This window comes from Thermophilibacter provencensis, assembly GCF_030372065.1.
GTDB classification, from domain to species: Bacteria; Actinomycetota; Coriobacteriia; order Coriobacteriales; family Atopobiaceae; genus Thermophilibacter; species Thermophilibacter provencensis_A.
The window spans coordinates 247,390-267,908 of record NZ_JAUDEA010000001.1; the positions used below are offsets into that span (position 1 = coordinate 247,390).

A 20,519-nucleotide genomic window follows, 5' to 3' on the forward strand; every position below is an offset into this window, starting at 1 on the left:
TCTTCGCGCGGGGTGGCGGGGCTGACGGGAGTGATGACAAAGGTGACAGGGTAGATTGTCACCATGGTTTCATGGTGACAATCTACCCTGTCACCTTTGTCATCACTCCCGTCAGCCCCGCCACCTCTGTCGTCACGGCCTACGAGTAGAGCCAGGAGTTGGAGAAGAACTCGTCGGTGGGCTCGGTCACGGTAATGGCGCCATCAAACATGAGCGACACGTTGTCCGCAACGGCGCGGACAAATTCCAGGTCATGCGTGGCGAGAAGCACCGTTGCGCCGTCGGAGCGCGCCTCGGCAACGCGCCGCGCAACCCGCTCACGAGCCGAGCGGTCGAGCCCCTTGGTGGGCTCGTCGAGCAGGAGCAGCCGCGGCCGCACGAGCAGGAGCTTCTCCAGGGCAAGAAGCTGCTGCTGGCCGCCGGAGAGGTCGTGGGGATGGCGCTCGGCCGCATCGGCAAGGCCCAGACGCTCGAGTGCCGCCGCGACCTCGGCCTCGCCGTATCCGCCAGCGCGCGACCACTCCATGAGCTCCGCGCGCACCGTCTCGTGCGCGAGAAGGGCCTTGGGGCTCTGGGGCAACAGCGCCTGAGAGGCGGCGAGGGCGTTGCGAACCCTGCCACGCTGCGGGCGCAGCACCCCGGCGAGCACGGAGAGCAGCGTGGACTTGCCGCAGCCGTTTGACCCCACGAGCGCGCGCACCTCTCCCCCGGAAAGCTCCAGGCCCAGGCCGCGCAGCACCCAGCGGGCGTCACGGTCGTAGCGCAGCCAGACGTCGCGCATCCCCGCACCTCCCCCGCCGGTGCTGACAAAGGTGACAGGCACCTTTGTCAGCATCTCGGGCGCGCGCGGCGGGTCAACGGGCCGCACCGAGCCGTCTGCCAGCTCAAAGGCGCAGGTGGCGTAGTCCGCCATCGTCTCCGGGGTGTGCGTGGCCACCACAACGGTGATGTTGAGCTCGCGGTTTGCCCGGAAGAGCAGCGCGAGGAAGTTCTTCTCGGCAAGAGGGTCGAGCATGCTCGTGGGCTCGTCGAGCAGGAGCAGGCGCGGGCGCATGACGAGCGCGGACGCTAGTGCAAGAATCTGGCGCTGGCCGCCGGAGAGCTCGGCCGTCCGCGCGCGAAACCACGGCTCAATGCCCAGGAAGTTGCACGTCTCTGCCACGCGCCGGCGCATCTCGGGCTCCGGAACGCCCAGGTTTTCCAGGCCAAACGCCATCTCGTGCCAAACGGTGTCGCACACCACCTGCGCATCCGGGTTCTGGAAGACGTAGCCCACGGCGTGCGCAGATGCCTGCGGGTCAAACGCCCGAACGTCCTCGCCAAAGACACGCACGCCGCCCTCCAGGGCACCCGCGGGAGAGATCTCCGGCTTGGCAAGGCGCAACAGAGTCGACTTTCCCGATCCCGTGGCGCCGGCGAACAGGGCAAACGCACCCTCCGGAACCACAAGGGACACCTCACGCAAAACCGGTGCGTCGGCTCCGGCATACGCAAAGCTCACGCGATCAAGCTCGAGCGCGCTCATCGGCATCCCCCCTCGTGGCAGATGGTGACAAAAGTGCCTGTCACCATTGTCATCACCGGCAGGGCGGCGAGAAGGGCAAAGGGCAGGTAGAGCCACCAGGGGGCAAGGCCCCTCATCGTGGGATAGAAGCGCCAGCTCGAGCAGGCCGCCCACGCGCACGTCGCGCATAGGACGAGCAGCGCGGCGATGCCCGCGAGTGCCGCCGTGTCGCACCCGCGGAGGCGCTCCGGCCGATACTGGGTCCGCGGCACGCCGGACTCCCAGCCACGGGCGCGCATGGCGTCCGCGCGTTCGACGGAGTCCTCGAGCGACCACGTGAGCAGCATCGTTGACGTGCGCACGAGCTCGTCGCGCAGGCGGGGGCGCGGACCCGCCGCCGTACAGGCGGCAAGCGTCGAACGCGCCGTTCGGGCGCGACCGAGCAGCTGCGGCACGAGCTGAAGGGCCATGCTCGTCACCAGCGGCAACGCCCGCGCGCGCCCACCCGCAAGGGCGAGCAGCCGGTCCTGCGCGAGCACCGCCGCGGCACCCTCAAACCACAGCACCACCGCCACCATGAGCGCGCCCATCGTGGCACCATAGGCAAGGCTCTCCAGGTAGACGCTACGCGTCCCCAGCTTAAAGAGGAGCGTGGAACCAGACGCCGAGAAGAGCGGGTTGAGCAGGCACACGAGCGCGAGCAGCGGCAGCTGCCAGACGAGGCCGCGCGCCGTGGCGGCAGCGCCCCGCACCGCGAGGGAGAAGGCCAGCGCGCCCGCGAGCGAGATGCCCACGAAGACCGGGTGCACCGCCAGCATCGAGAGCGCGACCACCCCCGCAAAGAGCGTCGCGGGGACGGCCGCGTGACAGGTGCCAAAGGGTATGAAACGCGCGGGCGCCACGTTCTTCTCGCCGGCTACTCGGTAAACTCGGTCACGTAGATCCAGGTCACAACGTCGCCGTCGGCAAGCTGGTACTCGGAGCAGCCGACCTCGGCCATCTCGTCGTTGACCTCGAACATCCAGCCGCTCATGTCGCCAAAGTCACCGGCGGCAAGGCCGTTGATGCCGGCAACGTACATGCCGTAGTCGGAGTCGGACGCGTTGACGTCATCGGCCGCGGCGACGAGCGCGTCGTAGGCCGTGGCGCCCTCGACGAGCTCCACATTGTGGGTCGTGAGCTCGCCCTCGCCTGCCGTCGCGTCAATCTCAACGGTGACGGCGATCTGGGGCTCGTCCTGCGTCGCGGTGCCCTGATCGGCCGCCGGGGCGCCGCCGCACGCGGCAACCGCCAGCGCCAGCGCGCACGCGGCAAAGCCCCCCGCGATCCGCGCAAGGAGGGTCCTTCTCGACAGGTTCTCATGGGACATATAATGCCTCGCTCTCTCCCAGGGTCCTGGGCGTCGGGAGGGCAAGGCAGGACAGGCAACCCGCTCGGTTGCCACCCTTGACACAGCCGTGTGCTGATCCGGAGTCAAACCGGAATCCTTTTTTCTACTAGGCGTAGCAGCTCTTCGAACCGTGCCCTCTATTCGTATGGAGCCACAGTGTAGCATGCCGCCCAAGATTCGGCGAAGCCTTGCGTCCCCGCTCGGTGCGGCGCGGCCGGCCCGCAAGCCGCACGAGCGAGAGGGCTCGCTAATCCTCCCGGCCAAACGCCTCCCAGAGAAGGGTCACGACGCCGCAGATCATGCCGCCCACCGGCCAGGCAACCCAGAACCACATGGCAGAGGTGCCCTCCGGGGTCCAGGAGTCCATGTCGGGTGCCGAGAGCACGGGCGCAAAGAGCAGCGCAAGGCCCACGATGGTAGCAAAGATCATGATGACGCCGCACACCGCCCCGAGCTTCTTGCCGTGCCTCTTCTGGGCGAGAAGGGCCTCGCGCCGGGCCTCGTCGAGCTCTGCGGACACGATGTCCTCCACCTCGAGGTCCTCGGCAACGGACTTGTTGTACTCCTCGACGTTGACGCGACCGAGCAGCATGCCACCGCGCACGATCCACCACACGCCCAGGGCGATGAACAGCATGAGAAGGAAGAGCGCCCAGTTCTCCGCGGTCTTCTCGAGCATGAGCAGGCAGCCAATGCCCGCGAAGATGAGCGCGAGGCCAGCGATGAGCGCCGCCGAGAACTGCTTGCGCGCTGCGGCGCGGTCCTCGTCGGTGTAGAAGTCCTCCACGTAGGGGTGCGCCTTCTGAAACGCGGTGTGCTCCATGCCCGCGGGAACGAGCAGCGCGAGACCCGCGAGGATGCCCACGAGCACGATGATCACGAAGAGGCCGTCGCGCCCGTTCCAGGATGCCAGCTCGACGGCGCCCTCAAGGAGCAGGCCGAGCGCGATGCCCAGGAGGATGAGGGCCACACCGGTGGGCACCTTGAGCGCCATCATGCGCTGGTGCTCGTCATAGCCACAGACGTCGGTGGGCGGGCCGGCGGGGATGGCGGCGGCCGTCGCGGGCACGGCGCGGCCGGTGAGGTCGCCGCACACGAGCTCGTCGAGCGTGCAGTCGAAGATCTCGCACATCTTGAGAAGCTTGTCCATCTCTGGCTGGCTCTTCATCGCCTCCCACTTCGTGACGCTCTGTCGGGAGACGCCGAGCAGCATGGCCAGCTGCTCCTGGGTCATGTTGCGCTCTGCGCGCAGGTGCTGGAGGTTGTCTCGAAAGCTCATGGTCTGCCCTTCTTCGGGGTGTGCGCTGTCTTCCGGCACCCTTAGTCTACGGGCGCGCACGGCGCAATACTACCAACCGGCGGTGCGCAATTTGGTCGATCTCGCGGCAACCAGAAGGCGCCTACCGGTTGCGCTCCGCAGGTAAAAGAGCCTATCTGCCCCATGACCTTCTCGGCCACGCATGCTTCTCGCTCCCAAATGATACGAGGGGACTGTCCCTTTGTATCATTACATCACGCTAGTCCAACTGAAGCGTCCAGCGCCATGCGTCCTGTACCTGAATACGGGCATCCTCAGGCTCGGGCACGTCTCGCGCAGACATGACCAGCAGTGTTCCCTCGGAAAGCCCCGTCTCGTCAAGAGCGGCGCTCAGAGCCCGGACCTCGCGCGTAAACGTGGTCGTCTCCTCGGCATGCGCGGACACCTGATACAGCTCCGACACCGACCGCTCCTCGACGTCTCCCACGGCAAAGTCGACCTCAAAGCCCTCTTTTGTGCGATAGAACCCGATGCCGGTCCTCCGGTCTCCCAGACAGCGTCTTCTAAGCTCCAGGTAGACGGCGTCTTCAAGCCGCTGCCCCTCGTCAGCAGAGGAGGCCGGGCCAAAGGCAAACTGCAACCCCGGGTCAATCGCGTAGAGCTTCCTCTTTCCTCGGACGGCCTCGGTGAGGTCCGCGCCAAATCGGGATACGAGAAAGAACAGATAGGCATCTTCGCAGTGCTCAGGCAGCGAGAAGGCATCGGCCTTTGACAGCGGAATCTGAGCACTGTGGAGGTCGTTATAGGTTTTGCGAACGGAGAACTCTCGCCCTGAGAGGCGAAGAGCCCTCTGGACGAACTTTCTTGTTCCCAGCATGGGAAGCCCGTGCCGCTCGGCAAGGTCGCGAGCCGCGATGGCCCAGACGATGTCCTGAAGGGCCGTTATGCGTGTAGCGGCGTCCGCATCCTGAACCTCGGGAAAGCCACCAATTCGCAGATACTGTTCGAAGAGGAGCGAAAGCTCGCGCGCCTCGTCGGGCGAGACAATTCCCTTGGGCTCGCGCGCCCGAAAGCGCAAGAACTCCCTAAGCGAGAAGGGCTGCAACTCGGCGGAGATTCCCCTCCCCCTGAACTCGGTCGCCACGTCCTCCGAAAGCATCTTTGCCGATGAGCCACTCACGCATATCTCAAAGCGTGGGTCCTGCGTGAGGCGCCTCAGGGGCCTGCCCCACCCCTCGACGTTTTGCACCTCGTCAAAGAACAGATAGAGCTTTTCTGGCAGTGCAGTCCCAAGCACGCGAAGGAACTCCTCGACCACGTCACCTATCACGTTGTCGGAAACGCCGTCGAGACGGTCGTCCTCGAAGTCAACGAAGAGCATGTGATCGCGAGGAACACCCTCCAGGACGAGTTCCCCCATGCGCTGGAACATCCTAAATGTCTTCCCGCTGCGACGAACGCCCTTGATGACCGAGGCGCGCTCGGCAAGGTGCGGGATGGCAACGTCACGCGGGACCACGGGGGGAATCGGCCTCGTTAGACCCTCGGCTACTGCTTCACGTATGACTTCACGCCGCGCCATGGCATCCCCTACCCTTGCCAGCCCTTTGATGCTAGTATAGCAATCTATCCCGATTTCAGGACAGATTTATTAAATAGTGACCTGAGTTTAGGACACATATCACTCTTGGTAAAGAAGCTCCTACTTCGGTGCCGGCACGATCTCACACCTTGCGGCGCACGGGCACCCAGATCTCGCTGTAGGCGGTGCCGTCGTCGCGAACGTCGCTGAACGAGAACATGCGGAAGCCGTCAAGCTCGTAGGGCGCCTCGGCGAGCCACTCGGCATAGATGCGGGCAGTCGTCTGCTGCATGGTCTCCGGATGGGGTCCGTCATTGGGAAAGACCGCCCAGGTGAGCGCCGGCACCTCAACGAGCGCGAGGCCCTCCCCCGCCGAGCGCGCTATGGTGGGCACGCCGATGAGGTGTGTAAGCTCGCCCGCTTCCTCCTGGAAGTTGGTGTCCGAGTTCCAAGAGGCGTTCACCACGCGACGCGGCTCCGTGTCCATCAGGCGGTGCATCTCGGCGCGCTGCGCCTCCGTGATGCTGCGCGCAAGCTCCGCGATCGCAGGGTTCTCACCCTCGAACTGCATCGGCACGCGCGCCGCGACACCAGCAAGGCGAAACTCTCCCTTCTCGACGATTCGATACTCCATGAGATGGCCTTTCCTTGAATGAAAAGGGACAGTCCCTATTCATCATCAGAGAGGAGATTACTTTTTTTTCTCCTGGGTAGACTAATAGCATCAACGCGACCCAGGAGGTGCCCCATGGAGAAGAGACGCCTCATCAAGCCCGCCATCATCTACGGTGTGGTCTGGCTTGCCTGCCTTGTCCTGTACTGGGGGTCCCTCGCAACGGGCGAGCTCGGGGGCGGCGGCATCATGGGCTACGTGATTCTGGCGCTCTACATTGCCCTGCCCATCGCCGGAATCGTCTCGGCGTTTCTCATTGGCCGCGTAGCCGACCTCGGATGGTGGCGCCTTGCCGCGCTGATTGCGATCGCCGTCCTCTACGTGCTCCACACCGTGGCGACGTTCAGCCTCTCCAACGTCCTTGGCCTCACCAACATCGCGGCAGCCGACCTGGCCGTCTTCATGTACGGCCTCATCCCCGCCGCGATCGGCCTCGCCGTCGGCTGCGCCACCGCAAAATGATCCAAAGGGGGCGGGCTGCTGACAAAGGTGACAGGGTAGATTGTCACCATGAACCATGGTGACAATCTACCCTGTCACCTTTGTCAGCAGCCCGGCCCCATTGCAGCTAGAACGTGACGTTGCCAAACTCGGAGAGATGCAGGTCGGGGTTGTGCTCCTCGGCCCAGTTGAGGTTCCACGGGCTCGTAAAGAGGAGCAGCTTGCCGCCGCGCATGTCCTCCACGCGCAGGGTCTCGCGCGTGAGGTTGAGGCTGCGCATGTCGACCTCGCCGTCCTTCTCGTCAATCCAGCGGATGAGGTTGTACGGCAGCGGCGAGCGGTACACCTCAACGTGGTACTCGCTCTTGAGGCGCTGCTCGAGCACCTCAAACTGCAGCGTGCCCACCACACCCACGATGACGCGCTCCATGCCGGCGCCGTACTCGCGGAAGATCTGGATGGCGCCCTCCTGGGCGAGCTCCTCCATGCCCTTCACGAACTGCTTGCGCTTGAGGGTGTCCACCTGCTCGATGCGCGCGAAGTGCTCCGGCGCAAAGGTGGGGATGCCCGCAAACTGCACGCGACGGCCCACCTTGCAGAGCGTGTCGCCGATCGAGAAGATCCCGGGATCGAAGAGGCCCACGATGTCGCCGGCGCACGCCTCGTCCACCGTGGCGCGGTCGTCCGCCATCATCGCCGTGCCCGTGGCCAGCTTGATCTTGCGGTCACCCTGCACGTGGAAGGCGTCCATGCCACGCACGAACTTGCCCGAGCAGATGCGCAGGAAGGCAATGCGGTCGCGGTGGTTCTTGTCCATGTTGGCCTGGATCTTGAAGACAAAGCCCGAGAAGTCCGGGTCCGTTGCCTCCACGGGGTCGCCCGTGAGGGAGTCCGTGTGCGGGCCGGGCGCCGGCGAAAGACGCAGAAAGTCGCGCAGGAACGGCTCCACGCCGAAGTTGGTGAGCGCCGAGCCAAAGAAGACCGGCGTGAGCTTGCCCGTGCGCACGGCCTCGAGGTCAAACTCGTGGTCCGCACCGTCAAGGAGCTCGATGTCGTCCATGAGGGTGCGGTGGTTCTCCTCGCCAATGAGCTCGTCGAGCGCGGCGTCGCCGAGCTCCGCCTCCACCTCGGCCACGCGCTTGGTGGCGTTGGCACGACCGTCGCCCTCAAAGGCGAGCACGTGGCGGCTCGCGCGGTCAAAGACGCCGCGGAACGTACGCCCGTTGCCGATGGGCCAGTTCATCGGGTACGTCCCGATGCCCAGGACGTTCTCGATCTCCTCCATGAGCTCAAAGGGGTCGCGCGTCTCGTGGTCGAGCTTGTTCACAAAGGTGAAGATGGGGATGCCGCGCAGCGCGCACACCTTGAAGAGCTTGACGGTCTGGGCCTCCACGCCCTTGGCGCCGTCAATCACCATGACGGCGGAGTCGGCGGCCATGAGCGTGCGGTAGGTGTCCTCGGAGAAGTCCTGGTGGCCGGGGGTGTCCAGGATGTTCACACAGTGGCCCTCGTAGGTGAACTGCAGCACGGAGGACGTGACGGAGATGCCGCGCGCCTTCTCGATGTCCATCCAGTCGGAGACCGCGTGCTTGGCACTGGCCTTGCCCTTGACCGAGCCCGCGCTCTGGATGGTGCCGGTGTAGAGCAGCAGCTTCTCCGTGAGCGTGGTCTTGCCCGCGTCCGGGTGCGAGATGATGGCAAAGGTGCGGCGAGAAGAGATCTCCTCCTCAAGGCTTGGCATGCGTTTCCTCCGTTGCAGACGTTTGAGCCCAGCTATTGTAGCGGATGCGCACGTGGTAGCTAGCCCACTGCCTTGCCCAAAAGCGCGCAGTCAACGAAGTTCGACGCAGTAACTAGAGGGACTTCTGCCTTCTAGACCGACTTCTGAATAGTTTTCTACGCGGCATATCCCAAAGGGGCTCCATGAGACGAATCTCAACTGGGGCTTCTTTCGCCAACGAGCCACGCAGAGCTTTCTCGCTCCAGAAATCTATTCAGAAGTCGGTTTTGAAGGCAGGTCATTCCAAAATCAGTCGCAAACCCAGCTCACGGCACGACGCTGAGCCAATTCGGCGTTCAATGCGTTGCAGTGCATATACGCAGATCAGCAACCATGTAAGGGACATTTGACAGCACGACATGGCTCTGTGGGGCCCGGTGTCGCCCACCGCGGCGTCATCTACGTCGCCTACACCGAGGGCTACTACCAGCGTCAGTGCGCCCTTGCCGACGAGGCGCCCGCCGACGAGGCGTCCCTCGCCAAGTACATGGAGCGCGACGTCTTCATGCTGCCTGCAAACGCGACCGTCCGCGAGGCCCTCGCGTACTTCGCAGAGAGGAAGATCAGCGGAGCGCCCATCGTCTCCCCCGAGGGCGCCGTCGTGGGCTACCTGAGCGACGGGGACGTCATGCGCTACCTGAGGGCCGTGGGGCACAACGTGCCGGCGGTCGGGGCGCCCGCACTCCTGTTGGACTGCCTCCGCGAGAGCGGCTCGAAGTTCGAGGCGAGGCTGACGTCAATCATGGACCAGCTGGCCCTCGACGTGGGGTCCGACCACCCCGTCACCATCCCGGTCAGCACCTCGTTCGAGGACATCTGCCGGCTCCTTAGCGAGTCGGGCGTGAAGAAGATCCCCGTGGTCTCCGACGGCCAGGTGGTGGGAATCGCCTCCCGCTCGGCGATCACGACCTACCTCGTGCGGCGCTTCCTCGACCAAGCCGGAATGTGATGCCGAACCCGTAGGACGGGGGCGTGTGACAGAGGGGACGGAGGCTTTTGTCACACGCCTCCGGTGTGACAAAAGCCTCCGTCCCCTCTGTCACACGCCTGCCGCTCGCGAGTCAGAACGAGCGGAGGGTGGGGTCGCCCTTCTCGGTGGTGGCAACAAAGCGCAGGTAGAGTATGGCGTCAAGCATGGGCGGCAGCAACAGGAGCAGCTCGGTGAGCACCGCCTCGATGAGGAGGTAGCTCATGTCGTACGCGACGCACGCGAGGAGGTTGGGAAGCAGGCCCTCGGCCTCGGGCGGGTAGAAGAGCAGCGCCGAGACGACGTAGCACACCCCCATCGCGAGCACGCCGACGAGGTAGCCCACACGAAGGACGAGCACGTCGCCCCTAACGTCATCGTCTTCCTCGCCCTCGTCACGGGCGCCGCTTCCACGCCCCGCCCCGCGCCCGCAACCGCACTCGCGGCCGCGCCTCGGCCCGAACCCGCGCAGGAGCAGGCCTCCCACCGCCACGGCCCCGCACGCGACCGGGTACTCGAGCACGATGGCGCCCGGCGAGAAGTTCACCCACTCGCCCACGCCGAAGATGACCGCAAGTCGGGTGAACCCGAAGACCGCGCCGGCCACGCAGCCATGGCGCGGGCCGTAGAAGTACGTGACGAGCCACAGCGGCAGCAGGCTCAGGAACGTGACCGAGCCGCCCTGCGGAAGCGTCACGAACCGAAACGCCGAGAGCAGCGCGGACAGGGCGAGAAGCGCGACGGTCCAGAACGCGCGGTTCGCCCAGAGCCAGTCGCCCGGCTCACGCCGATAGACGCGGCGGCCGTCGCCCCGCGCGCCCCCTTTGGACCCTCGCCCTCCCATGCGCACCCCCTAGATCCGGCTTCTCTGCTGGTGCCGGCGACGCCGCTGGTTGATGACAACCACGAGCACGTAAATGGCAACCCCGCCGAACAGGCCGCAGTACGTGGTGGTCTCCGCGTATGTGGCCTCGATCCCGAGCCCCTCGTACACGTCCCGGAGGAGGTCGGCGAAGAAGGGCTGCAGCTGGATGATCGCGAGGATGACGGCGGCCACGTTGATGACCATGCCCGTGCGCCCCTCGACGATGGCGCTCTTCACCGAGACGAGGTGCTCGAGGTACTCCTGGTGCTCGGTGTAGACGTCATGCAGCTCCTGGTTGAGAAACGCCTCGCGCAGGCAGGTGGCCTCGATCTGGGACGAGAGGTACTTGAAGTTCTGCGTCTCCCAGAAGCGCACCGTCCTGCCGTACTCCCGGTCGATCGCGAGCTTGGCCTTCGGCGAGATGTCGTGGTTCGCCTCGAGGACCCTCGTCACGCGCGTGTTGACCTTCTCGAGCGCGGTGTTCTGAAAAAGGACGAGCACCACGATGAAGAGGTAGTTCGCGAAGTCGCTCACGCGGTCCATGGGGAGGTCGCGGAAGCTTTTCGCCACGTAGACGACGGCCCTGCTCGAGAGGTAGAGCTCGTAGTCGTCGAACTGCGCGCGGTTGTCGAGGCTCATCGCGCGGACCTCGGTGCTGTCGATGCGGTACTCGCGCCCGTAGTTGTCGTACGTCTCGGCGGCGAGCATGTCCTGCAGCTCGCGGTCGTTGTCCGGGCGCTCCGAGAGGAACAGCGCGCACTTCGCGCGCCCGCAGCGGTGCAGTCCGAACGTCTCGAGCAGGTAGTCGTAGAGGGAGACGAAGCGGTCGGGGCCCTCCGGGCTGCGTATCTTGAGGTAGTCGTAGGAGACCTGGTCCTCCATCTGCGTGATGGAGAAGGGATACGCCGAAAGGAGCACGGCGAGCACGAACATGTGCGTCCGGCGGTGGCAGACGAGGACGGCGTGCCCGCGCGCGGTGCCCATGACGATCTCCTCGCCGGCATCGCGCGCCGGGTAGTCGTCGGTGGTGTGGAGGAAGTCGAAGCTCCCGAGGTGGGCGAGCTCGAGGTCGCGCACCACCTCGTTGCTGCACTCGTAGGAGAGGTACTCGACGAGCTCCGAGATGACGTGCTCGGCGAGCGCGCGGTCGTCGGCGGTGGCGGGCTCGGCGGGGACGCCTCTGGCACGGTCCTCGAGCAGGTTGTCGACGCGCAGGTTCGCCTCGTGCTCGGCGAGCGGGAGCAGCAGCCAGAGGTCGCTGCGGTAGGTCGCGAAGTGGGCCCTTCCCGCGAGCAGGCGGTCGAGCCGCGGGCCGTCGCAGACGAAGACCGTGTTGCCGTCCTCCAGGTGACGGAGCTCGTGGAACAGGAGGCTGCGCAGGACCTTCGTGCCGTCGCCCGAGACGGCGGTGGCGACGACGCTCGTGACGGGCAGGCCCTCGTCGCGCAGGCGCCGCAGGTAGCCGACGAAGCCGTCGGTGAGCAGCCGGATGACCTCCCCGTCCTGATAGACGGGGTGGACGGCGATGGAGAGCACGAAGAGGTGGTTCTCGTCGGTACGGTACTGCGCGACCTCGTCGGGGGCGATGTCGTCGTCACGGATGACGGGGCTGCGCGAGACGTTGTCCTGGTGGAGGCCCAGCTCGCAGGGGAAGAAGTTGACGTAGCCGGCGAGACGCCCGCTCTCGTCGTCGACGACGAACACGAACGAGCGGCGGTTCCGCTCGTAGCGGGCGACCGTGTTGGCGGGGTCGCCCCAGTAGGCGGGCTCGTAGCAGGCGTGGTCCACGGCCACGAGGCGGTCGAGGAAGGGGACGTCGACGTCCTCCCCATAGAGCACGGTATACGTCATGGCACCCCCCCGGTCGGCCGCGCGGCAACGAGGACATTATAGGTGCCCGGCGGCGCGCCAGCCTCGCTCGCCGCAAGCGCCCTGCCTAAAGGGCCCCTTTGCCTTGCCCAGTGGTCAGCCGAACGGGCCCCTGGGACGCGAGGCGTCAGACAGAGCCGCGTGTGTCAGATAACGGCTCCATTGTGTGGCAGGAGGGATTTAGCGCCCCTTTCACGCAACTAAAGCCGCAGGATTCGGTCACGCGTACGGGGTCCCTCCCCAATTCACCCTCCCAGACGCACACAACGGAGGCCTCATCTGCCACAGAGGGCTCTCGAATCTGCCCCACGGGAGACTCGGCTCGATTGCCTCCCGAGCGGAAGCCTATGGCGCCCTCGGGCAATCCCGAGAAGGGCCGAGGAGGCCTCGGAGTCGTCCTCCGAGACGTCGGTCGTCGCCCCGTCGCACGCGTACCCCCTCATAGGCACGGGCAGGCCCCGATGTGACACAGGGACACAGGTGGGACAAACTCCTCCGTCCCTGTGTCCCAGGGTCAGAGCTTCTTGCGGGTGACGGTCTCCCAGTGCATCGGGGCGCCCCGGCGCACGAGGCTCGCGCGCATGCGGGTCACGTCGAGGACGAAGCGCAGCACGGTGATCTCGAAGACCGAGAGGAGCACGGCCCGGGCCACGTCGGCCGCGGAGAGCGTGAGGTCGCGCGTCTGGGCACGGGAGATGAACGCGGTGAGCGACATGGTCGCGCCGAACAGGGCGTAGATGAGGAAGAACATGACCATGAACGGCACGTTGATGAAGCCGAACGCCAGGGCGAGCGCCATCGTGGCGAGCCCGAAGAGCTCGATGAAGGGCGAGAGAAGCTCGTAGACGAGGAAGTACGTGTAGGAGACTGTTGTGTGCCAATAGGTTGTTTACGCCGACGATGCGCGTCAGGGGCGGCAGGCCCCCCGCACGCGCTGTGCGGACGGCTCCAATTGTAGTGCTCGAGGTAGGCCGGGAGGGCGTCCGCCCTCTCGGCCTCGCCGTCCCACGCCCGCCCGTACTGCCACTCCTGCGCGAGCGCCTGGTTCATGCGCTCGACCTTGCCGTTCTGCCACGGGCTGTACGGCCTGGTGTATATGTGGCGTACGCCCTCGGCGGCGAGCAGGGCGTTGAGCTCGCGGCTGCGGTACCCCGGCCCGTTGTCCGTCATGACCCGCTCGACCGCGACCCCGAGGCCGGCGAAGAAGGCAAGGCACCGTGCCATGAACGCCGAGCAGGTGCCCCTGCGCTCGTCGGGGAGGAGCTCGGCGTAGGCCACACGGGAGAAGTCGTCGACCGCGACGTGCAGGCAGGCCACGCGCCGCCCGCCGGAGCCCCTGCCGTGGTCGAGCTCCGAGGCGCCGCGCGCCCTCCACCCGCCGCCGTCGGGGATGCGGGCGACCTTCTTCACGTCCACGTGGAGGAGCTCGCCGGGCCTCTCGCGCTCGTAGCGCACGGGCGTGACGGGCCCGCGGCGACGGGCCTCGCCCGTGACGCGGTCGACGTCGGCGAGCCTCGGAAGCCCCCTCCTCGCGACGATCCGCGCGCACGTCCCCGCCGGCACGCCCGTCACGGCGGCGAGCGCGAGCGGGGGGAGGAGCATGGACGAGCGCGCCTCGCAGACCGCCTCCTCGACCTCGGGAGGGGTGGACCTGGCGAGCCTGCGCGGCCTGCTCGGCCGGTCGGACAGCGGCTCGCCGCGCCGCGCGCGGGAGAGCCACTTGCTCGCGGTCTGCCTGCTCACGCCCATCTGGCGGGCGACGGCGGACACGCGCTCGCCCCCGGCGACCCGGGAGGCGAGCAGCTCCCGCCCCCTGGGCGTGAGCCTTGCGTTAGGATGCTGTGACATGGGAGGGCTCCCCTCGGCTGCAGATCTAGGCAATCCACAGCATGCGGGAGCCCTCCCTGTTTGTCACCCTCGGGGCGTAAACAACGTCTTGGCACTGAACAGCTAGTCCCCCACCTTACCCAGCAGCGAGACGAGCCTCTTGTCAAACGTCACGACGTCGCGGCCCAGCTCCTAGCGCTCCGCGGCCAGCACGCAATCGACGAAGTCGAACGAGCCGCCGCTGTAGAGCCCGAGCGCCGACGCGGCCACATTCTTGCGTCGGCACGTGACCTTGTCAAGCAGGATGCCGAGGCTCTCCGCAATGCGTGACCTCGGCACGTGGTAGACGCCCGCGAGCACGTATGCACACTCCGCGAGCACCTCCACGGTGACCTCAGCACCCCGTGCTATCGCCTCGGCGGCAACCTCTGCCTGCTCCTGGTTGTCCTCTAGCAGGTAGCGCAGCACGGCGTTGGCATCAAGCAGGGCTTCCATATTTCGCCTCCATCGCCCGGGCAAAGGCGCCCTCCTCGAAGCCAATTAGCCCCTCGTCCGCGTACTCGGCGAGAAGACCGCGCGCCCGACGCCCCACGCCCTCCGCGCGCGGCAGGGGCACGACGAGCGCCGCCGGCCGGCCGTAGCGCTCGAGAATCGCAGCCTCACCGTTCTTCTCGGCACGCTCGACGATGCTACTGAGATGGGCCTTTGCCTCCGCGATGCCCATGCGTGCAGCGCCCTCAAGGTCGATGGTCAACGTTGTCATTGGGCTCGCCTCCTTCGTTGCGACAAGTATAACCAACATGTTGGTCACAACCAAACGCGGCGATGATACGAAGGGACTGTCCCTTCGTATCATCGTTTCGCATATCGCCAGCTCACGGGCCATGTAAGGAACATTTGACAGCACCGGGAGGCCTTGCGATGCGCCGTGTCTGCCACCTTTGATGGTACGCTCTCCCCCACGGTGGCACGTTCTTCTCGACAAGGGTCGAGCCAAGACGCGGAAGGGAGGCGGCATGGAGCTGGGAAGCCACATCAAGACGCGGCGCGCGGAACTCGGCATCTCCCAGGACGAGCTGGCGGGACGCATCTACGTGAGTCGCCAGACGATCTCTTCCTGGGAGAACGACAAGACCTACCCCGACGTCCAGAGCCTGCTGCTCCTCTCGCAGGTCTTTGGCACGACCATCGACGAGCTCGTGAGAGGAGACGTGGACGCCATGAAGGAGACGGTCGAGAAGGACGTGCGGCTGGTCAAGCGCCTGAGCTGCGTGATGCTGGGGTTCGTTGTGCTGATGATCCTGGCCATGGTCTGGTGGACGTATCAGGCGAGCGTTGCGGACCTTCCGCTTGAGCAGACGCTGCCCACAGTTGTGCTGGCAGTCGTGCTCTGGGGAATCGCGGCGTTTGCCTCGGTGTGGGTCGACCGCATCAAGCGTGAACATGACCTCGTCACCTACCAGGAGGTTCTCGCCTTCTGGAGCGGCAAGCCCGTGGACCGCGACACCGAGCGCAGCCGGCGCGAACGCCTCATTCCCCGCTGGATGAAGGTCGTGCGCGTAACAGGCCTCGCGCTCATCGGCGCGGCGGTGGGCTACTTCTTTGGCTGCGGCGTGACCTGGCTCATGGAGACGCTACTCGGGTAAGTGATTCAAAAGGGGTCTGTCCCCTTTTGAATCATCCATGCGCGTGGGGACAGGCCCGTGAAGTCGGAAAAGGCGTGACAGAAGGCCGAGGGGCTTGGATAGCCGAGAAGGACGGCAATCTCGGAGACGGTACAACCCCCGTCCTCGAGGAGACGGCACGCGCGCTCCATCCTCAGCCGGCGCGCATATGCGCCCACGCTCTGCCCCGTCTCGCGCCTGAACGCGTCGCAGAGCCGTGACCGGCTCACGTAGAGCCTGCGTGCGAGCGCGTCGACGGAAGGTGGCGCTCCGCCCTCCTCGACGGCAGCCGACAGGAGTCTCCTCGCATGGCTCACCAGCGCGCCCTCATCTTGTTCGGCACCTCTCCCGTCCTCCGCCAGAGACGCCATGAGGGAGGTGACGGTCGAGAGAAGCCCGAGCGAGCCGCCGGGGCCGAGCGGCGGGCTCGCGGGTATGTTGCCGAGCGCATAACGAATCGCCCCCTTGGCCTCGGGACCCCAGGAGCCGTCAAACGCCGAGAAGAGCCCGCTGAACTCCCCCGGATAGCTACGGTCCAGCTCGTCGAAGAAGTCGGGCAGACAGATGACTGAGCGAGAGCGGTAGACGTGGCCGGCGAGCAGGCGACTTGAGAGCGAGCGGGGGCCGCGCTCGACGAACGTGGCCACTTCGTCATGCGGACGGCGCGCGCCGCCCCCAGCGCCGACGAACCTGATCGGAAGTCCGCAGTCCCGCGAGCACGAAACCGCATCGTCCCCCATCGTGCAGGCGCAGGCATACGGCCCGAGCGACCCCTCGAAGAGCGGCATGTCCTCAAGCGAAGTGACGTCGTGACAGAGCACGAGGCAGTACGGCATAGGCGCACAAAGCCACATCGAGCCTGTCGCCACGGAGCCGCGCGTCTCGCCCACCCAGATGCCGCCCCGACGCTCGAGGCGCACGCCAAGCTGCTCGACCTGCGGCTCGAAGAGCGCAACGAGCTCGCGGGGAATGTCTCCCATGCCCGTCATCTTGAGGGTTCGTCCATCTCCCTTGAGGAATCGTCCAAGGTTAGTTAACCGTAGCTAACAAGTAACGAATCCCATGATACGGTGCGGCGGAATGCCAATCAAGACACGAGGGCAAGGAGGCTTCGATGTCTGACTCTCAAGCAACCAAGGCGAGCGACGCCCGCGGCAAGGGCGCCGTGAGCCGTCTGCTCGCCTTTGCCGGTCCGCGCAAGACGCTCACGTACCTGGGCTGCGCGCTCTCGGCCGTCTCTATGCTCGTAAGCTTTGGCCCGTACGTCTGCATCTGGCTCGTGGCGCGCGACCTCATCGCCGTGGCCCCCGACTGGGGTGCGGCAACCGGAATCGCCGCGTACGGCTGGTGGGCGTTCGGCCTTGCGGCCGCGAGCATCCTCATCTACTTCGCCGGCCTCATGTGCACGCACCTCGCGGCCTTCCGCTGTGCGTCCATCATGCGCAAGCGCACCACGGACCACCTCATGCACGCGAGCCTCGGCTATTTCGACACGCACGCGAGCGGCGCGCTTCGCCGCGTCGTGGACGGCTGCGCCGCCGAGACCGAGGGGCTTCTCGCCCATAAGCTCCCTGACACCGCAGGCAGCATTGCCATGATCGTCGGCATGCTCGTGCTGTTCTTCGTCTTTGACTGGCGACTCGGCCTCGCGTGCCTTGTCGCGGTGATCATCTCGCTCGGCTGCATGTTCTACATGATGGGCGGGCGCGGCATGGACTTCATGACGCGCTACATGGAGTCGCTCGTCAAGATGAACAAGACCGGCACCGAGTACGTGCGCGGCATCCCTGTGGTCAAGGTGTTCCAGCAGACGGTCTACAGCTTCCGCGCGTTCCATGACGCCATCGAGGAGTTCACACGGCTCGCGCAGGACTACGCCGTCAAGTGGTGCCAGACGCCGCAGTCGCTCTCGCTCACCATCATCAACGGAGTCGCGATCTTCCTCGTGCCGGCAGCGATCCTCGTCGCGCCCGGAGAGGGGGACTTCGCGCGCTTCCTCGCCAACTTCGCGTTCTACGCGATCTTCTCGGCCGTGATCCCCACCGCCATGACGCGCGTGATGTTCATGTCCGAGGCGTTCCAGTCCGCTGCGGACGCGGTCTCGCGCGTCGAGGAGGTGCTCGCCGCCCCCGTGATCTCCGCTCCCGCCACGCCGCGCGCGCCCGCGGGCAACGCCATCCGCTTCGAGGACGTGACCTTTACCTACGAGGGCGCGGACGCGCCGGCGCTCGACCACGTGAGCTTTGAGGTGCCAGCCGGTGCGACGGTGGCGCTCGTTGGCCCCTCCGGCGGAGGCAAGACCACGGCGGCGAGCCTCGTGCCGCGCTTCTGGGACGTGGACGCCGGACGCGTGACGCTCGGCGGCGTGGACGTGCGCGCGATGGACCCGCACGACCTCATGGACCGCGTTGCCTTTGTCTTCCAGGCCAATCGGCCCTTCCGCCAGACGATCCTGGAGAATGTGCGCGCCGCGCGCCCCGAGGCCACCCGCGAGGAGGCGCTCGCCGCGCTCGAGGCCGCGCAGTGCGCGGACATCCTGGAGAAGCTCCCCCAGGGTGCCGACACGCTCGTGGGTACGGGCGGGACCCACCTCTCCGGCGGCGAGGTGCAGCGCCTCATGATCGCCCGCGCCATCTTGAAGGATGCCCCGGTGGTGGTGCTCGACGAGGCGACGGCCTTTGCCGACCCCGAGAACGAGGTCAAGATCCAGGCGGCCTTCAAGCGCCTCGCCCGCGGGCGCGACGGAGAGCCGCGCACCGTCCTCATGATCGCGCACCGCCTCTCCACGGTGAGAAACGCCGACAAGATCGTGGTGCTTGACTCTGGTCGCGTAGTCGAGCAGGGCACGCACGACGAGCTGCTGGCAGCGGGCGGCCTCTACGCCCGCATGTGGGCCGACTACGAGAAGTCCGTGAGCTGGCGCATCACGAGCGCCCAGGAGGTGGAGTAGATGAGCATTCAGGAGAAGTACGCCCTCACCGACGAGGGCATGCGCAACGTCAAGCTCGGCGCCGTGTGGACGGCCGCCTCGAACCTTGTGGTCTTTGGCGGCGTGGGCGCTCTCTACCTGGTCATGAGCGAGCTCGTGGCGCATCTCACCGAGGGCGCGCCGCTGCCGAACCTCCTCCCGTACGCAGCGGGCCTCGCCGCCTTTGCCGTCGCGCTCTTCGTGGCGGAGTACTGGGCCTACTACTACCAGTACGGCGTCATCTACAAGGAGAGCGGCAGGCAGCGCATTGGCCTCGCCGAGCGCCTGCGCAAGCTGCCCCTGGGCTTCTTCGGCCGCCGCGACCTCGCCGACCTCACCGAGACCCTCATGACCGACGTCAAGACCACCGAGCACGCCTACAGCCATGTGCTGCCCGAGCTCTACGGCGCCTACATCACGCTCGCCGTGGCGACAATCTGCCTGTTCTCCTTTGACTGGCGACTCGCGCTCGCGTCGCTCTGGAGCTGCCCGGTGGGACTTGCCATCCTCTTCGGCGCGCGGCGCGCCCTCCAGCCCATGATGGAGGCCACGCGCATGCGCGGCCTTGCTACCTCGGAGGACATCCAGGAGGCGCTCGAGTGCGTGCGCGAGGTGCGCGCGACAAACCAAGAGGAACGCTATCTCGAGCACATCCACGATGACGTCGACGCCGCGGAGCGCCAGGCCGCCCGCTCGGAGATCGCCTGCGGCATCGCCGTCAACAGCGCCCAGATCGTGCTGCGCCTGGGCCTTGCCACCACGGTGCTCGTGGGCGCGGCGCTCATCTTGGAGGGATCGTGCACGTTCATGACGCTCTTCGCCTTCCTTGTGGTGGTGAGCCGCATCTACGCGCCCTTCGACCAGTGCCTCATGCTCATCGCCGAGCTCTTCTCGGCCAAGACCGCCGCGGCACGCATGAAGAGCTTCTACGAGGAGCCCCTCGCGCAGGGAGGCGAGAAGTACGAGCCGGCAGGCCACGACGTTGCCTTCGAGGACGTGTCCTTCTCCTACGATCGTGGCGAGAAGGTCCTGGACGGCGTGACGTTCACGGCGCGCGAGGGTGAGGTCACGGCGCTCGTGGGGCCGTCCGGCTCCGGTAAGTCCACCTGCGCCCGTCTGGCTGCGCGCCTCTGGGACGCCGACGCGGGACGCGTCACCGTGGGTGGGGTGGACGTGGCGACCGTGGACCCCGAGGTCCTTCTCGCCGACTTCTCCGTCGTATTCCAGGACGTGCTGCTCTTCGACGACACGGTGATGGGCAACATCCGCCTAGGCAGGCGCGGCGCCACCGACGAGGAGGTGCTCGCCGCGGCGCGCGCGGCCAACTGCGACGAGTTTGTGAGCCGCCTGCCTGAGGGCTACGACACGATGATCGGCGAGAACGGCGCGCGCCTCTCCGGCGGCGAGCGCCAGCGCATCTCCATCGCCCGCGCCCTGCTCAAGGACGCGCCAGTCGTACTCCTGGACGAGGCAACGGCGAGCCTGGACGTGGAGAACGAGACGCAGGTCCAGGAGGCGCTCTCGCGCCTGCTCGCCGGCAAGACCGTCATCGTGATCGCCCACCGCATGCGCACCGTCATGAGCGCGGACAAGATCGTGGTGCTCGAGGACGGCCGCGTGGCCGAGCAGGGCTCTCCGGAAGAGCTGCTCGCCGCGGGCGGCCTCTTCGCCCGCATGGTCCGCCTGCAGACCCAGAGCGCAGACTGGACTATGTGATCCAAAAAGGCGCTG

General features: G+C 66.3%; 18 protein-coding genes and 1 pseudogene. 5 read left to right on the top strand and 14 right to left on the bottom strand.

Translation table 11 applies throughout. From position 1 onward, the window contains the following. Positions 1-139: 139 nt before the first annotated feature. The 6 genes from QUW25_RS01175 to QUW25_RS01200 form a co-directional block, all read right to left on the bottom strand. A complete protein-coding gene (locus QUW25_RS01175) occupies positions 140-1,525 on the bottom strand; it encodes an ABC transporter ATP-binding protein (RefSeq protein WP_289510405.1) in 1,386 nt (461 codons plus the stop codon). Further along, a complete protein-coding gene (locus QUW25_RS01180; protein WP_289510406.1) occupies positions 1,522-2,406 on the bottom strand; it encodes an energy-coupling factor transporter transmembrane component T in 885 nt (294 codons plus the stop codon). The genes QUW25_RS01175 and QUW25_RS01180 overlap by 4 nt, the downstream gene beginning before the upstream one ends. A gap of 14 nt (positions 2,407-2,420) precedes the next feature. Further along, positions 2,421-2,873, bottom strand: a complete 453-nt coding sequence (locus tag QUW25_RS01185; protein ID WP_289510407.1) for a DUF4430 domain-containing protein — start codon at positions 2,871-2,873, stop codon at positions 2,421-2,423. Between the two features lie 268 nt (positions 2,874-3,141). Beyond that, positions 3,142-4,173 carry a helix-turn-helix transcriptional regulator gene (locus QUW25_RS01190; RefSeq protein ID WP_289510408.1) on the bottom strand — a complete coding sequence of 344 codons (1,032 nt, stop codon included), beginning with the start codon at positions 4,171-4,173 and terminating at the stop codon, positions 3,142-3,144. 238 nt (positions 4,174-4,411) lie between these two features. Further along, positions 4,412-5,734, bottom strand: coding sequence for an ATP-binding protein (locus QUW25_RS01195; protein WP_289510409.1), 1,323 nt, complete (start codon positions 5,732-5,734; stop codon positions 4,412-4,414). Positions 5,735-5,876: 142 nt separating this feature from the next. Beyond that, a complete protein-coding gene (locus QUW25_RS01200; protein WP_289510410.1) occupies positions 5,877-6,368 on the bottom strand; it encodes a GyrI-like domain-containing protein in 492 nt (163 codons plus the stop codon). A 114-nt stretch (positions 6,369-6,482) separates the two neighbouring features. Here QUW25_RS01200 and QUW25_RS01205 point away from each other — a divergent pair, with 114 nt between their 5' ends. Then, a complete protein-coding gene (locus QUW25_RS01205) occupies positions 6,483-6,869 on the top strand; it encodes a hypothetical protein (protein WP_289510411.1) in 387 nt (128 codons plus the stop codon). Between the two features lie 106 nt (positions 6,870-6,975). On the opposite strand, the gene QUW25_RS01210 is transcribed toward QUW25_RS01205, so the two are convergent. Next, entirely contained in the window at positions 6,976-8,589 is a 1,614-nt protein-coding gene (locus QUW25_RS01210; protein WP_289510412.1) for a peptide chain release factor 3, read from the bottom strand. 385 nt (positions 8,590-8,974) lie between these two features. Between QUW25_RS01210 and QUW25_RS01215 the strand changes: the two genes are divergently transcribed. Next, on the top strand, positions 8,975-9,577 hold the full coding sequence (locus tag QUW25_RS01215) for a CBS domain-containing protein (protein WP_289510413.1): 603 nt from the start codon (positions 8,975-8,977) through the stop codon (positions 9,575-9,577). Positions 9,578-9,689: 112 nt separating this feature from the next. Here QUW25_RS01215 and QUW25_RS01220 read toward each other — a convergent pair whose 3' ends face one another. The 6 genes and pseudogenes from QUW25_RS01220 to QUW25_RS01245 all read right to left on the bottom strand — a co-directional run bounded on the left by QUW25_RS01220 (position 9,690) and on the right by QUW25_RS01245 (position 14,919). Further along, entirely contained in the window at positions 9,690-10,439 is a 750-nt protein-coding gene (locus QUW25_RS01220) for an energy-coupled thiamine transporter ThiT (protein WP_289510414.1), read from the bottom strand. Between the two features lie 9 nt (positions 10,440-10,448). Beyond that, positions 10,449-12,311 (bottom strand): hypothetical protein, encoded by a 1,863-nt coding sequence (locus QUW25_RS01225; RefSeq protein WP_289510415.1) that lies wholly within the window; start codon positions 12,309-12,311, stop codon positions 10,449-10,451. A 532-nt stretch (positions 12,312-12,843) separates the two neighbouring features. Next, positions 12,844-13,128, bottom strand: coding sequence for a hypothetical protein (locus tag QUW25_RS01230; protein WP_289510485.1), 285 nt, complete (start codon positions 13,126-13,128; stop codon positions 12,844-12,846). Positions 13,129-13,241: 113 nt separating this feature from the next. After that, positions 13,242-14,177: pseudogene (locus QUW25_RS01235) on the bottom strand (IS481 family transposase); the annotation flags it as partial. Between the two features lie 171 nt (positions 14,178-14,348). Beyond that, a complete protein-coding gene (locus QUW25_RS01240) occupies positions 14,349-14,651 on the bottom strand; it encodes a hypothetical protein (RefSeq protein WP_289510416.1) in 303 nt (100 codons plus the stop codon). After that, on the bottom strand, positions 14,635-14,919 hold the full coding sequence (locus QUW25_RS01245) for a type II toxin-antitoxin system Phd/YefM family antitoxin (RefSeq protein WP_289510417.1): 285 nt from the start codon (positions 14,917-14,919) through the stop codon (positions 14,635-14,637). Before QUW25_RS01245 ends, QUW25_RS01240 begins: the two co-directional genes overlap by 17 nt. A gap of 253 nt (positions 14,920-15,172) precedes the next feature. Here QUW25_RS01245 and QUW25_RS01250 point away from each other — a divergent pair, with 253 nt between their 5' ends. Beyond that, the gene (locus QUW25_RS01250) at positions 15,173-15,802 is read left to right on the top strand and encodes a helix-turn-helix transcriptional regulator (protein WP_289510418.1); all 630 of its coding nucleotides are present in this window, start codon (positions 15,173-15,175) and stop codon (positions 15,800-15,802) included. A gap of 5 nt (positions 15,803-15,807) precedes the next feature. Here the strand turns inward: QUW25_RS01250 and QUW25_RS01255 are convergent, their stop codons facing one another. After that, on the bottom strand, positions 15,808-16,800 hold the full coding sequence (locus QUW25_RS01255) for a helix-turn-helix domain-containing protein (RefSeq protein WP_289510419.1): 993 nt from the start codon (positions 16,798-16,800) through the stop codon (positions 15,808-15,810). 134 nt (positions 16,801-16,934) lie between these two features. Between QUW25_RS01255 and QUW25_RS01260 the strand changes: the two genes are divergently transcribed. Continuing rightward, entirely contained in the window at positions 16,935-18,770 is a 1,836-nt protein-coding gene (locus tag QUW25_RS01260; protein WP_289510420.1) for an ABC transporter ATP-binding protein, read from the top strand. Next, the gene (locus QUW25_RS01265; protein ID WP_289510421.1) at positions 18,771-20,504 is read left to right on the top strand and encodes an ABC transporter ATP-binding protein; all 1,734 of its coding nucleotides are present in this window, start codon (positions 18,771-18,773) and stop codon (positions 20,502-20,504) included. Positions 20,505-20,519 lie beyond the last annotated feature (15 nt).